This is a genomic window from Ensifer adhaerens (assembly GCF_002940685.1).
Classification (GTDB): domain Bacteria; phylum Pseudomonadota; class Alphaproteobacteria; order Rhizobiales; family Rhizobiaceae; genus Ensifer; species Ensifer adhaerens_E.
This window is the reverse complement of record NZ_PNFP01000005.1, coordinates 249,447-262,288: the sequence shown is the minus strand read 5'-3', so window position 1 is coordinate 262,288 and position 12,842 is coordinate 249,447. Positions and strand designations below refer to the sequence as shown.

At 65.2% G+C, this 12,842-nt stretch carries 9 protein-coding genes; 2 read left to right on the top strand and 7 right to left on the bottom strand.

Annotation, left to right across the window (positions count from 1 at the left end):
• The 3 genes from C1A35_RS12265 to C1A35_RS12255 all read right to left on the bottom strand — a co-directional run bounded on the left by C1A35_RS12265 (position 1) and on the right by C1A35_RS12255 (position 6,933).
• Positions 1 to 2,409: a circularly permuted type 2 ATP-grasp protein gene (locus C1A35_RS12265; protein ID WP_104664589.1), complete on the bottom strand. Its 2,409-nt coding sequence runs from the start codon at positions 2,407 to 2,409 to the stop codon at positions 1 to 3.
• Positions 2,410 to 5,736 carry a transglutaminase family protein gene (locus C1A35_RS12260; protein WP_104664588.1) on the bottom strand — a complete coding sequence of 1,109 codons (3,327 nt, stop codon included), beginning with the start codon at positions 5,734 to 5,736 and terminating at the stop codon, positions 2,410 to 2,412. It lies immediately after the preceding gene.
• 162 nt (positions 5,737 to 5,898) lie between these two features.
• Positions 5,899 to 6,933, bottom strand: a complete 1,035-nt coding sequence (locus C1A35_RS12255; RefSeq protein ID WP_104664718.1) for an aldo/keto reductase — start codon at positions 6,931 to 6,933, stop codon at positions 5,899 to 5,901.
• A 132-nt stretch (positions 6,934 to 7,065) separates the two neighbouring features.
• Here C1A35_RS12255 and C1A35_RS12250 point away from each other — a divergent pair, with 132 nt between their 5' ends.
• Positions 7,066 to 7,977: a LysR family transcriptional regulator gene (locus tag C1A35_RS12250; RefSeq protein ID WP_104664587.1), complete on the top strand. Its 912-nt coding sequence runs from the start codon at positions 7,066 to 7,068 to the stop codon at positions 7,975 to 7,977.
• On the opposite strand, the gene C1A35_RS12245 is transcribed toward C1A35_RS12250, so the two are convergent.
• The 4 genes from C1A35_RS12245 to C1A35_RS12230 form a co-directional block, all read right to left on the bottom strand.
• Positions 7,949 to 9,766 carry a GGDEF domain-containing protein gene (locus tag C1A35_RS12245; protein WP_104664586.1) on the bottom strand — a complete coding sequence of 606 codons (1,818 nt, stop codon included), beginning with the start codon at positions 9,764 to 9,766 and terminating at the stop codon, positions 7,949 to 7,951. The genes C1A35_RS12250 and C1A35_RS12245 overlap by 29 nt on opposite strands.
• Before the next feature lie 348 nt (positions 9,767 to 10,114).
• Positions 10,115 to 10,882 (bottom strand): VOC family protein, encoded by a 768-nt coding sequence (locus C1A35_RS12240; protein ID WP_104664585.1) that lies wholly within the window; start codon positions 10,880 to 10,882, stop codon positions 10,115 to 10,117.
• A gap of 134 nt (positions 10,883 to 11,016) precedes the next feature.
• On the bottom strand, positions 11,017 to 11,493 hold the full coding sequence (locus C1A35_RS12235; RefSeq protein ID WP_104664584.1) for a DUF1579 domain-containing protein: 477 nt from the start codon (positions 11,491 to 11,493) through the stop codon (positions 11,017 to 11,019).
• A 103-nt stretch (positions 11,494 to 11,596) separates the two neighbouring features.
• Positions 11,597 to 12,325: a DUF899 domain-containing protein gene (locus C1A35_RS12230; protein WP_104664583.1), complete on the bottom strand. Its 729-nt coding sequence runs from the start codon at positions 12,323 to 12,325 to the stop codon at positions 11,597 to 11,599.
• Between the two features lie 61 nt (positions 12,326 to 12,386).
• Between C1A35_RS12230 and C1A35_RS12225 the strand changes: the two genes are divergently transcribed.
• Positions 12,387 to 12,833: a MarR family winged helix-turn-helix transcriptional regulator gene (locus C1A35_RS12225; protein WP_104664582.1), complete on the top strand. Its 447-nt coding sequence runs from the start codon at positions 12,387 to 12,389 to the stop codon at positions 12,831 to 12,833.
• The last annotated feature ends 9 nt before the right edge of the window (positions 12,834 to 12,842 follow it).

Here is a 12,842-nt window from a genome sequence, read left to right as displayed (position 1 = left end):
CTAGCCGAGATAGGTTCGCGCGAGCAGGTCGGACAGGTTTTCGAGGTCTCGTTCCAACCGGTTGTAGACGTCGAGGTTCATTGCTTCCGGGGTCATCACCGCCAGGCCCGAATGCAGGCGCATCGCTTCGCGATAGAAGGGCGACATCTGGCCGTTGACGAGCGCATTCGGCAGCAGTTCCACCTCGGTCTTGATCTCGTTCACCTGATAGAGCACCGAGCGCGGATTGAGGGCGTCGAGCGCCAAAAGGTCGGTGACGGTCAAGGCGGCAGTGCTGACATTGTAGCGCCGGCGGTGGGTCATGACGCTGTCGCCGATTTCAAGCAGCATGTCATAGGCGCCATCGGGCGCATCCGGCCCCGACATGTGGCCGAGCAGCCGCGTCATGTGCAGGCCGCGCTCGATGTAACGGCCGATCGAAAGGAAGCGCCAGCCGGTGAAGCGGTACATGTTTTCGTGAACGAGACCGGCAAAGCCGGCAAGCTTGCGCAGGAGCACGGTGATCGCCCGGGTCGCGTCGTCGCCGGCCTGCACCGTCGCGTGGAACTTGCGGGCCGTCTGCGAGAGGTCGTTGAGCGCCAGCCAGCCATCCGGCGAGAACCGGTCGCGGATGTTGCCGGCGCTGAAAAGGGCGCTGGAGATATTGGCAAGCAGGCTGTCGGGTACCGGCTGGCGCGCATCGATGTCGAGGGCGGAGAGATAGTCGCTGACATCCTTCAAGAGCGGCAGGTCCGGATCCGCCGTTTCGGCGAAGCGGCCATGCCAGGCGCGCAGGATGCGCAGCGCCCCTTCCGCGCGCTCGATGTAGCGGCCGAGCCAGAAGAGATTGTCGGCGGCCCGGCTCGGCAGGCTCCCCGGCATGTTGCGGGTAAAGCTCTCCTCGGCCGGAAGCAGCGTCGTGCGCTCGACCGGCCGGTCGCTGACGATCCAGACGTCGGCGGCGGTGCCGCCGGCCTGCATGGCGATCGCCGCGACGTCGTCGCCGGAGCCGATGCGCGCAAAGCCGCCCGGCATGATGTGCCAGCCGTCACGGCTGCGTGCCGCAAAAACGCGCAGGCTCATCGGCCGGGGGGCCAGCCGGCCGCGCACCCAGGCCGGCGTGGTCGAAAGCGTCACGGCTTCCTGGCCGACGAGCTTGCCGCCTTCGGCGTCGAGCCAGTCCGCGATCGAGGCCCGTGCCTCTTCATCAAGCGTGCGGCCGAGCACGGACTGGCCGTTGTCGTCGAAGAACGGGCGGGTCTGGTAGGCGGGGCCGATGACCATACGGTCGAGATTGGCGGCGACCTGCTGGCGTTCGGCACTCTGGCCGCACCACCAGGTGGCGATCGAGGGCAGTTTCTGCTCCTCGCCGAGCAGATGGCGGCAGATCGCCGGCATGAAGGCGAGGAAGGCGCGGGTTTCGACGATGCCGGAGCCGAGCGCATTGACGATCGAGACGGAACCGGCCCGCAGCGCCTCGACGATGCCGGGCGTGCCGATGTGCGAGGACTGGTTGAGCTCCAGCGGATCGGCAAAGGCGGCGTCGAGGCGGCGCCAGAGCACGCCGATCGGCTTGAGGCCGGCAACGGTGCGCACCATCACGCGGCCGCCGACGACGGTCAGATCCTCGCCTTCGAGCAGCATGAAGCCCAGATAACGGGCGATATAGGCATGCTCGAAATAGGTCTCGTTGGCGATGCCGGGCGACAGAACGGCGATGCGGTCGTCCGGATGCAGCCGGCGGCTTTGAAGCGTGTCGCGGAACTCGCCGAAGAAGCCGGCCAGCCGGTGGACGTGACTTTCGGCATAGAGATTGGAGAAGGCGCGCGTGGTCGCCACCCGGTTCTCCAGCGCGAAGCCGGCACCCGAGGGGGCCTCGGTGCGGTCGGACAGGACCCACCAGTTGCCGTCAGGACCACGGCCGATCTCGAAGGAGACGAAATGCAAGAAGTGGCCGTCGGCCGGCTTCACACCGACGAGCGGGCGCAGGAATTCCGGATTGGAGGCGACGAGCGCCGGCGGCAGCAGTCCCTCCTCGACCAGCCGGTTCTCGCCGTAGATGTCGGCGACCACCTTTTCCAGAAGCTCGGCGCGCTGCACGAGCCCTTGCGAGACGTGCGCCCATTCCTTCTCGTCGATCAGGACCGGGATGTGGGAGAGCGGCCAGCTTCGCTCGGAACTCTCCTTGGCGCCGTACACCCGATAGAAGACGCCGGCATCGCGCAGATAGCGATCGGCACGCGCGAAGCGGTTGGCAAGCTCGGTCTCGTCGAGCCGCCCAAGCGTCGCAAGCAGCCGCTGCCAGACCGGGCGGACATTGCCCTCCTGGTCGAGCATTTCGTCGGCAATGCCCGGAAGGGCACGGTAGCCGAAGACCGGGTCGTCGTCGGTGCCCGGATGGTCCGCGGCCGCTGTCTGCTTCTTCGGCATTTACGCTCCTGGCGGACGCCGGAGATCCAGCGTCATCGGGAATTCCATCGAAGGGCATTCCGGGCGAAGCGGGTAGCCGCCGGCTGTGTGGCCCCAGGGCTCGAACCGCGCCAGGCGGCGCGCCTCCGCCTCGTTGCCGTTGACCGGAAACGTGTCGTAGTTGCGCCCACCCGGATGGGCAACATGGTAGATGCATCCGCCAATCGCCCGATTCGACCATGTATCATAGATGTCGAATGTAAGGGGAGTGTTGACCGGCAGCACCGGATGCAGGCCCGAGGCCGGCTGCCAGGCCTTGTAGCGCACGCCGGCGACCGCCGTACCGTTCGAACCGGTGCGCGTCAGCGGCACCGGCCGGCCGTTGCAGGCAACCGTGTAACGCTCGGGATTGGCGGTATCGAGCTTGACCTGCAGGCGTTCGACGGAGCTGTCGACATAGCGCACCGTGCCACCGATCGCGCCCTGCTCGCCCATCACATGCCAGGGTTCGAGCGCCTGGCGGATTTCGAGCCTTGCGCCTTCGTATTCCACCTCGCCGCAGAAGGGGAAGCGGAACTCGAGCTGTGCCTCGAACCATTCGCGCTTGAGGTCGAAACCATGCGCCCGGAGGTCGGCGAGCACTTCGAGAAAATCCTGCCAGACGTGGTGCGGCAGCATGAAGCGGTCGTGCAGCGCCGTGCCCCAGCGCACGAAGCGGCCATCGACAGGGTGTTTCCAGAAGCGGGCGATGAGGGCGCGCACGAGCAATTGCTGGGCAAGCGACATGCGGGCGTTGGGCGGCATCTCGAAACCGCGGAACTCGACGAGGCCGAGGCGACCGGTCGGGCCGTCGGGCGAGAACAGCTTGTCGATGCAGATCTCCGCCCGGTGGGTGTTGCCGGTGACGTCGACGAGCAGGTTGCGGAACAGCCGGTCGATCAGCCAGGGCAGGGGCGGTGGTGTCGCCGAACCGGGCATCGGCACCTGGGCGAGCGCGATCTCGAGTTCATAGAGCTGGTCGTGGCGGGCTTCGTCGATGCGCGGCGCCTGCGACGTCGGGCCGATGAACAGGCCGGAGAACAGGTAGGAGAGCGAGGGGTGGCGCTGCCAGTGCAGCACCATGCTCTTCAGCAGGTCCGGGCGACGCAGGAACGGGCTGTCGTTCGGATTGGCGCCGCCGACAACCACGTGGTTGCCGCCCCCGGTGCCGGTGTGGCGCCCGTCGATCATGAACTTGTCGGCGCCGAGCCGGCTCTGCCGCGCTTCCTCGTAGACTGCGGTGGTGATGTCGACGCAGTCGCGCCAATGGGCGGCCGGATGGATGTTGACCTCGATCACGCCCGGGTCGGGTGCCACGCGGATGACGTTGATGCGCTCATCCTGCGGCGGCGCGTAGCCCTCGATATGGACGGGCAGGCCGATGGCGGCGGCTGCGCGTTCCGCAGACGCGATCAGGTCGAGATACTCCTCGATACTCGTCGTCGGCGGCATGAAGACGCAGAGCCGGCCGTCGCGCGGCTCGACGCTGATGGCCGTCCGCACCAGACCGGCGATCTCGTCGCGTGCCGCCGGCAGCGGTGTTTCCGGCGTCTGCGCGGGCTGGAAACGCGCCTGCTGCGGCCGGCTGATCGCTTCGGAGAAGTCCGGCAGGTCGTCTCTAAGGACGGTCGGGTCGACCGGATGGATATAGGGGTAGGCGGAGGGCGCGACATAGGGCAAGGCGCCGAGCGGCAGACGATAGCCGACGGGGCTGTCACCGGGAACGAGGAAGATGCGGCCGCGGCGCGTCTGCCACTTCTCGCTCATCCATTGTCGTCCCGAAGCCCGGGCGTTCCAGGCCTGCACCGGCAGCACGTAGCCGGTCGGCGTCGTCAGGCCGCGCTCGAAGACGCGGGCCATGCGGCTGCGCTCTTCGGGATCCTTGAGCTTGGAATTGGCCGGGTCGACATTGTCGGGGAGGTTTGCCTCCTTCAGCAGCCACTCGGCCGGGTCTTCGAAGGCGGGAACGACCATGTCAGTGTCCACCTGCAAGTCGCCGGCAATCGCCTTCAGCAGCCGTTCGGCGTCCTTCTCGGTGACGTCGTGGCGGCCTGCCTCCTCGGCGATGAGATCGGGCCGGCGCCAGATCGGCAGACCGTCCTTGCGCCAGTAGAGCGAGAAGGTCCAGCGCGGCAGGCTTTCGCCCGGATACCACTTGCCCTGGCCGTAATGCAGGAAGCCACCGGGCGCGAAGCGCTCGCGCAGACGGCGGATCAAGGCATCCGCCTTCTCGCGCTTGGTCGGACCGACGGCACCAGTGTTCCATTCCTCGGATTCGAAGTCGTCGATGGAAACGAAGGTCGGCTCGCCGCCCATCGTCAGGCGGATGTCGTTTTCCTCAAGCACCCGATCGACTGTCTCGCCGAGCGCATTCAGCGCCTCCCAGCTCTCGTCGGAGAAGGGTTTGGTGATGCGCGGATGCTCGGCGACGCGCCTCACCTTCATGTCGAAGGCGAAGTCGGTGCGGGTTTCGGGATCGCCGAAGAAGCCGCCGGAGATCGGGGCGGCGTTGCGGTAATGGGGCGTGGCGGCAAGCGGAATGTGGCTCTCGCCGGTCAGCAGGCCCGAGGTCGGGTCGAGACCGACCCAACCGGCGCCGGGCAGATAAACCTCGGCCCAGGCATGCAGGTCGGTAAAGTCATGGTCGGTGCCGGAGGGGCCGTCGAGCGCCTTGAGGTCTGGTGTGAGCTGGATGAGATAACCGGAGACGAAACGGGCGGCCAAGCCAAGATTGCGCAGGATCTGCACGAGCAGCCAGCTGGAATCGCGGCAGGATCCCCTAGCCGACGTCAACGTCTGTTCCGGGCTCTGTACGCCCGGCTCCATTCGGATGACGTAGCCGATTTCCTGCTGAAGACGCGCGTTCAAGCCCACGACCATATCGACGGTGCGCTGGCGGGAGCGATCGACCGTCGCCATGAAAGCGGCGAGCGCCGGCCCCATCGCCTCCGGCGTCATGTAGATCTTCAGGTCGTCGCTCAGATCTTCGGGGTAAGCGAAGGGCCAGTGCTCGGCCTCCTCTTCGACGAAGAAGTCGAAGGGATTGTAGACCGTCATGTCGGCGACGAGGTCGACCTCGATCTTCAATTCGCTGACCGGATCGGGAAAGACGAAACGGGCGAGATAGTTGCCGTACGGGTCCTGCTGCAGGTTGACGAAATGATTGCCGGGCGAAACCTTCAGCGAGTGGCTGATGACCTTGGTCTTGGAATGGGCCGCGGGCTTCAGCCGGATGATCTGCGGCGAAAGCCTGACGGGACGGTCATAGGTATAGTGGGTCAGGTGATAGATGCTGGCCTTGATCGACATGCCGGACTTGATCCCCTTCGTGGCGGGTCTTGCGCCCTCCATCGTCACGAAGTTTGTGCAATGCAAATCGAGAAAGCAAGCGCGAAAGAGCGCAGGGAAAATCGAGGCGCCACAACGCTTTCGCACGCCCGGACGGGCGTGCGAAATATCGGCCGTTCTCGTTCAGACAATCGGTGGGTTGATCCGCGCAAAACCTTCCTGGCGATAGTAGGGGAAGTAGGGATAGGCCGGAGTCGTTTTGCTCGCCTCGTCGAGGCGGGCGATCTGGTCCGCAGACAGCGACCAGCCGACGGCGCCGAGGTTCTGGCGGAGCTGTTCTTCGTTGCGCGCGCCGATGATGACGCTCGACACCGTCGGGCGCTGCAAGAGCCAGTTGATGGCGATCTGCGGGACCGTTCGGCCGGTTTCCTCCGCGAGTTGATCGAGCACGTCGACGACATCGTAGAGTTTCTCGTCATCGACCGGCGGGCCGAAGGCCGCAGTGTCGTGCAGGCGGCTGCCTTCAGGCCAGGGCTTGCCGCGCCTGATCTTGCCGGTCAGGCGTCCCCAGCCAAGCGGGCTCCAGACGAGTGCGCCGACGCCCTGGTCGGCGGCAAGCGGCATCAATTCCCATTCGTAGTCGCGGCCGACGAGCGAATAGTAGACCTGGTGGGCGACATGGCGCACGAGGCCGTGCTTTTCGGAGGCCGCCAGGGACTTCATCAATTGCCAGCCGGCGAAGTTGGAAGCGCCGACGTAGCGCAGCTTGCCGGCGGTTACGAGACCGTCGAGGGCCGAGAGGGTTTCCTCGACCGGCGTTCCGGCGTCGAAGGCGTGCAGTTGCAACAGGTCGATATAGTCAGTGCCGAGCCGCCTCAGGGCATTGTCGACACCCTTGACCAGACGCGCGCGCGACGTGCCGGCGTCATTCGGCCCGTCGCCCATGGGCAATGCCATCTTGGTGGAGAGAAGCACGGCATCGCGCCGTCCCTTGATCGCCGCGCCGAGCACGCTCTCGGACGCCCCGTCGGAATAGACGTCGGCCGTGTCGAAGAGGTTGACGCCGGCGTCCAGCGAGATGTCGATCAGCCGCCGGGCTTCCGTCTCGTCGCTGTTGCCCCAGGCGCTGAAGAGCGGCCCCTTGCCGCCGAACGTGCCTGCGCCAAAGCTCAAGGCCGGCACCTTCAATCCGGATGATCCAAGCCGTCTGTATTCCATGTCGTCAAACTCCTCGTTGGTTTTGCCTTTGCGAGACCAGATGTCGGCCACGCGCCGATGAGGAGAAGGTGGTGTTGCGGCCATTTGCGATGTAGACCGAATGAAAGAACATCATTTGTGAGTTGAAGTCACATGTCGCGATTGCCGATCAATCGTTCGGGAGAGATGGCGGTCTTTGCCAAGGTGGTGGAGCTCGGCGGTTTCTCCGCCGCGGCCGCAGCCTTCTGCATGACGCCCTCTGCCGTCAGCAAACTCGTCCAGAGGCTGGAGGAAAGGCTCGGCGTCCGGCTCGTCAACCGGTCGACACGCCGGCTGCAGATGACGGCGGAAGGCTGCGCCTTCTACGAACGGGCGGTGCGCATCCTTGCCGACATCGACGAGGCGGAGCGCGAGGCGGGCGCTGGCGAGGTGCCGGAAGGGCGGGTGCGCCTGAACGTCAGTGCTTCCTATGCGACCCATGTGCTGATGCCGGTACTGCCGGCGTTTCTCTCGGCCTTTCCGTCGGTCTCGATCGATATTCTGCAGACGGACGCCGTGGTCGACCTGATGACGGAGCGGGCCGATATCGCCGTGCGTGCCGGCCCGTTGAAGTCGTCGGGCCTGATTGCGCGCAAGCTCGGCAGCACGTCGAAGATGATCGTCGGCGCGCCGTCCTATCTCGAACCGTTCGGCGCCCCCGAGAGCGTCGGCGACCTCGAAGCGATGAACAGGCTGAGCCACAGCTACGCGCGTTCGGTCGATGGCTGGCCGCTCATGTCGAACGGGGAGCCGGTCACGCTGGCGCCGACGGAGCGGGTTCGCGTCAGCGACGGCGAGGGCTTGCGCCAGCTCGCGCTCGCCGGTGTGGGCCTGGCGCGGCTGCCGGCCTTCACGGTCAAGGAGGATATCCGTTGCGGCCGCCTGGTGGCGGTTGCCGAGCATCTGAACCCGGGCGACACCGAATCCTTCCACGCGGTGTTTCATGGGCAGGGTGGGGCGCTGCCGGCGCGCATGCGTGCGGTGCTCGATTTCCTGGCTACGCGCGGGCGGATTTCATCGCCTTGAAAGGTGTGCCGGTCGCTTCGTCCGGTTGGCCGCAGACCCGATTGCGACCTTCGGATTTGGCGCGATAGAGCTGCGTGTCGGCGAGTTCGATCAGGTGCTTCCAGCCACCGTTCGCGCTGCGCCCTTCGGCCACGCCGAAGCTGGCGGTGACCTTCAGCTCCTGTCCGTCGGCAAGGACGATCGGCTCGCGTGCCAGGTTGACCCTGATCCTTTCCGCAAGGGCAAGGGCGGACTCGATGCTGTCGCCGGGCGTGATCACGGCAAACTCCTCGCCGCCGAAACGGGCGACAAGATCGGAGTTGCGCACGGAGTTGCGGATAATGCGGGCGGTTTCCTGAAGAACGATGTCGCCGATCAGGTGCCCATGGGTATCGTTGATCTGCTTGAAGTGGTCGATGTCCATCAGGATCAGACAGGCGTCCTGATCCTTGCCGGCCGCCTCTTCCGCGCCGCCGATGAGTTCCAGGGCGCGGCGGTTGAGCAGGCCGGTCAGCTCGTCCGTTTCCGCCTGGCGTTCCAGATGCTGCATCAGCAGGGTGCGCTCGTCGAGGCGCTGGCGCAGAATGTCGATTGCATCGAACAGGCGCCCCATCTCGCCTTCTCCGCCCTTGCCCTGAAGGCGCGTGATCGGGCGATCGTTTGCAAGCTCGATGATGCTGTGGCGGGCGATCAGCAAGGGTTCGAAGACCAGCGAGCGGGCGCGTCGCATCAAGATCAACAGCACCAGGAAGAGCGAGAATGTCGCAAGGCTCGCGACTGCGAGCTTGATCGACGCCCGCGTCTTGTTGGTGGACAGGCGCTCGACGGTCGAATCCATGAAGGCGCGACGCAGATCCTCGAGCGGCTTCATTTTCGGAACGAAGAGGTCGGTCAGTCGCTCGGCCGTCATCGGGTAAGCGCCAGAGTGCTTGCCCACGGCGACGATGCCGTCGATGATCGCGAAGCCTTCGCCGAAGAACTCGCGGTCGATCTTGGCGAGGTCGCCGATCTTCACCGGGTCGAGACCCGGAAGCGCGCCCGGCTTGCCGACGATGGCCCAGACTTCCTGCAGCCTGCCACGCGTGCGTTCGCTGTCGGCCAGGTTCTTCGCCGCAAGCGGCTGACCGACGGCAACCGGCGCCATGACGTGCGAGCCGAGCCGGCCGCCGTCTTCACGCAGATTGGAAAGCATCTGGGCTGCAAGGGCGATGCCGGCAAGGTTCGGGTCCGTGTTGGTCAGGCGCTGAACGTTCCAGTCGATCGCGGGGCGAAGCGCGTCGATCACGCCGAACATCGCTTCGATCGTCGCCTGGATTTCGGCAAGGTTCCGCTTCTCGGGAGGGAGTGCGGCAATACGGTCCACCTCGGCCCGCGCAAGCGTCAGCCGCCGATGGACCTCGGCAAGGATAGGCGAAAGCGCGCCGGCAGGCTCCGAGCGGCTGGAATTGTCGATGTCGGCGGTGAGCTGGGCAAGTGCCGCATCGCTGCGGGCACGGAACTCTGCAAGGCGCGCCTCGACCGGAGACCCGGGCGCGACCCCGATGCCAAGCACGCCGTTGGAGGGGCCGCGCTCGGCCGACAGATAGTTGGCGGCGTCGAGCACACGGCAAAAAGCCATGACCTCTGTCAGGTTGCGGCGCGCGATGACAAAATCGCTATAGGATGCGGCGATGATTTCGGTGGCAAGAATGCCCGTGCAGGCAACGACGATGGCCACCAGCCATTGCAGCTTGCGTCGCAGGGCCTTGGCCGTGCGCGCTTCCCCAGCGCCCTTTTGAGGGGACGCATAGCTGCTGCCCTTGTTGCTCATGTGCGCGAAGTTGCTCCACTCATGTCGCCGCTCGTCTGCTCGACAATCGCGACAAATTCTTGCCCCGGCAAGAAACCCATCCGAAATCAGTGTGCTTGCCACCCCTGTTATCGTATAAGATGTTAAATAAGCTTGAAATACCCTGAAATACTAGGGGCCAATCCGCAACCGAGGGATGCGCCCGGCGCACGGCAGGCCTCGGCTTTGGCCACCTCGGTGTTCGCTTTCCGGTCCATGATCGCAACAAATCAGGCCCGTTTTCTTGCGGAAAGCGGGCCTGGACTTTGTCTGCTGTCATTTTACTTCAGCAACTCTTCACGGCAACGTGATCTGTGCTGCCGCCTGGCCTCAGCGCTTCGCTCCGACCAGTGCGAAGAGGGCGCCTTGCGGGTCGAGCGCCTGAATGATCCAGGCCCCGCCGGGGACTTCCATCGGCTCCAGCACGATCTTACCGCCGCCGGCCTTGATGCGTTCGATGGCGGCATCGATGGCCGGCACGTTGATATAGTAGAGCCAGTAAGGCGCGGGCACTTCCTTCGGCTTGGTCATCATCCCACCGATCGGGGCGCCGCCATGGGCGAAGATCTGGTAGATGCCCATCTCGCCCATGTCCATGCCCTGATCCTTCGTCCAGCCAAAGAGTTCGGAATAGAAGGGAAAGGCGGTGTCGAGATCGCCCGAGGCGAGTTCGTGCCAGCCGATCAGCCCGGGCGCCATCGGGTCGGTGACCGGCGGCGGATCGCCCGTGCCCTTGAAGATCGCGAACACTGCACCGTGCGGGTCGGTGACGACGGCAAAGCGCCCGATGCCCGGGATATCGTCCGGCGCCCGGTGCACCTTGCCGCCCTTGGCGGCGATGTTGGCGGCGGTCGCATCGACATCGTCGACGCCGACATAGCCGAGCCAGGCCGGCGGCACCTTCATTTCGAGCGCGCCTTCCGGCATCGTCATCAGTCCCGCCACCGGGATCTCGCCGACGTTGAACAGCGTGTAGCTGATGCCGGCCATGCCGGCATCGCTGGCGTCCCAGCCGACCACGTCCTTGTAGAACGTTTCGGCGGCCGCCATGTCGGTGGTCATCAGTTCGTACCAAACGAATTTGCCGTGATCTGCCATTGCCTTCCTCCGGGTTGGTCTGGCGCGGCGTATCTGGTGCCGCTTGTTTCCTGTTCGAGTGAACTGTCTTCGGGTCAGGGTCACAGAGGGCGCGGACGGAAAGCCGAGGGCCGTGGTCAGGCCGGGCCCCGCCTTCAATCCCGACGCGTGTATTCCGCGGTCATCATGCCTTTCCAGCTTCCGTCCGCTGACTGCACCTGCGACGTCAGCAGGCGACGGGATTGGCCGGCGAGGGTGATGACGTCGCGATAGCGCGCGGTCCTGCCGGCGTTCTCGAAGTCCGGCCCCTCGCAATAGAGGGACAGGGACGTTCCGTCTGGGTCCAGTTCACCGTCATAGACCCACATATGGCTCATCATCGAGCCGACCCAGGTGCCGACGTAGCGCCGCGTCTGCGGATTGTAGCCGAGGGTCATCAGCGTCCGGCCGAAACTCCCGCCCGGCATCGTTCCCTGACCCTCGCAGACGATCCACATGCCTTCGAGCGAACGGACGTGCTCGGTCCAGGGGCCGCTGCCATCGGGCTTGCCGTCGGAGCCGGCCGAGCGAATGTGCCAGTCGCCCAGCAATTGTTCGAGCCAGCGGTGCGCTTCTTCCGGTTCTGCTTCCACGGGATTTCCTTCTTGGAGCCGGGCGCAGGTCATCGACCCGGCATGCGAGCGTTGTCAAAACGATCTCGCGGGCGAAAGGTTCCGCCCGCCGACAATGCCGAGGTCAGCCCGCCTTGCGCCCGGGTTCCCGATCGTATTCGTCGTGACGGCGGACGAAGCTCATGGTGCCGTCCTCGTTGCGGCCCTTCGGCGCACGGTCGAGCAGCATCAGCGTACCCACCAGTTCCTCGAGCCCGCGGGCATAGCACGAGTAGGTGTGGTAGATCGTGCCGTCCTCGGCTTTCTGGAAGGCGCTGAGGCCGGGCAGTTCCTCATGCGCATTGGCGCTTTCGATGTCCGTGAAGTTGTAGCCGACCCTGCCGCTTGAAAGCTCGTCCGCCGAAAAGGCGACATGGAAATCGTGGTTGAAGCCGTTGCCTTCCGCCGAGACCCAAGGGAAGTGCCAGCCCATGCGTTTCCTGTAGGCTTCGATTTTTGCCAGCGGCGCATTCGATGCGGCGATCAGCGTCACGTCATGGTGGTTGAGGTGCGACAGCATGCCGTCGAAGTGATCGACCAGGAAGGAGCAGCCCGGGCAGCCGGCCTCCCAGGTGGGGCCGAACATGAAATGGTAGACCATGAGCTGGCTGCGACCGTCGAAAAGCTCGGACAGCGACTTCGGGCCCGCCGGCGCGTGGAAGACGTAGGTCTTTTCCATCTTCACCCAGGGCAAAGCCAGCCGGGCGGCATTGACCCTGTCGCGCGCATGGGTGTGTTCCTTTTCCAGCGCAAGCAGATCTTTGCGCGCTTTCAGCCACTCTCCAGGCGATACCACTGCGTGGTCCTGTCTCATGCCCGTTCCTCCTTCCAACGTTGCACTTGACTATTTATGTTGATATCAACATTAATCGGGCATGTCAAAGATGCCGCTCGTTTCGTTCGATACCACCCTGCATGTGAAGGACACTTGTCTTTGTCTGCATGTGCAGCGCGCCGCTCGCGCCCTTGCCCGCCGTTTCGACGAGGCGCTGCGCCCGCTCGATATCACCAACGGACAGTTCTCCCTCATGATGTCGCTCAACCGCCCGGCGCCGCCAAACATGGGCGCGGTGGCATCGCTGCTGGCCATGGACCGGACGACATTGACGGCGGCCCTGAAGCCGCTGGAGCGGCGCAGCCTGGTGGAGAGTTTTCCGGATGCCGACGACCGGCGGTCGCGGCGGTTGCGGCTGACGCCGGAGGGACAGGCGCTGCTGGCGCGTGCCGTGCCGATCTGGCGGGACCTGCATACGGCGATCGATCCGGTGCTCGGTGACGGTGGCCCGGATCGCCTGCGCGCAGATCTCCTCAGCCTCGCTTGACCGGCGCCG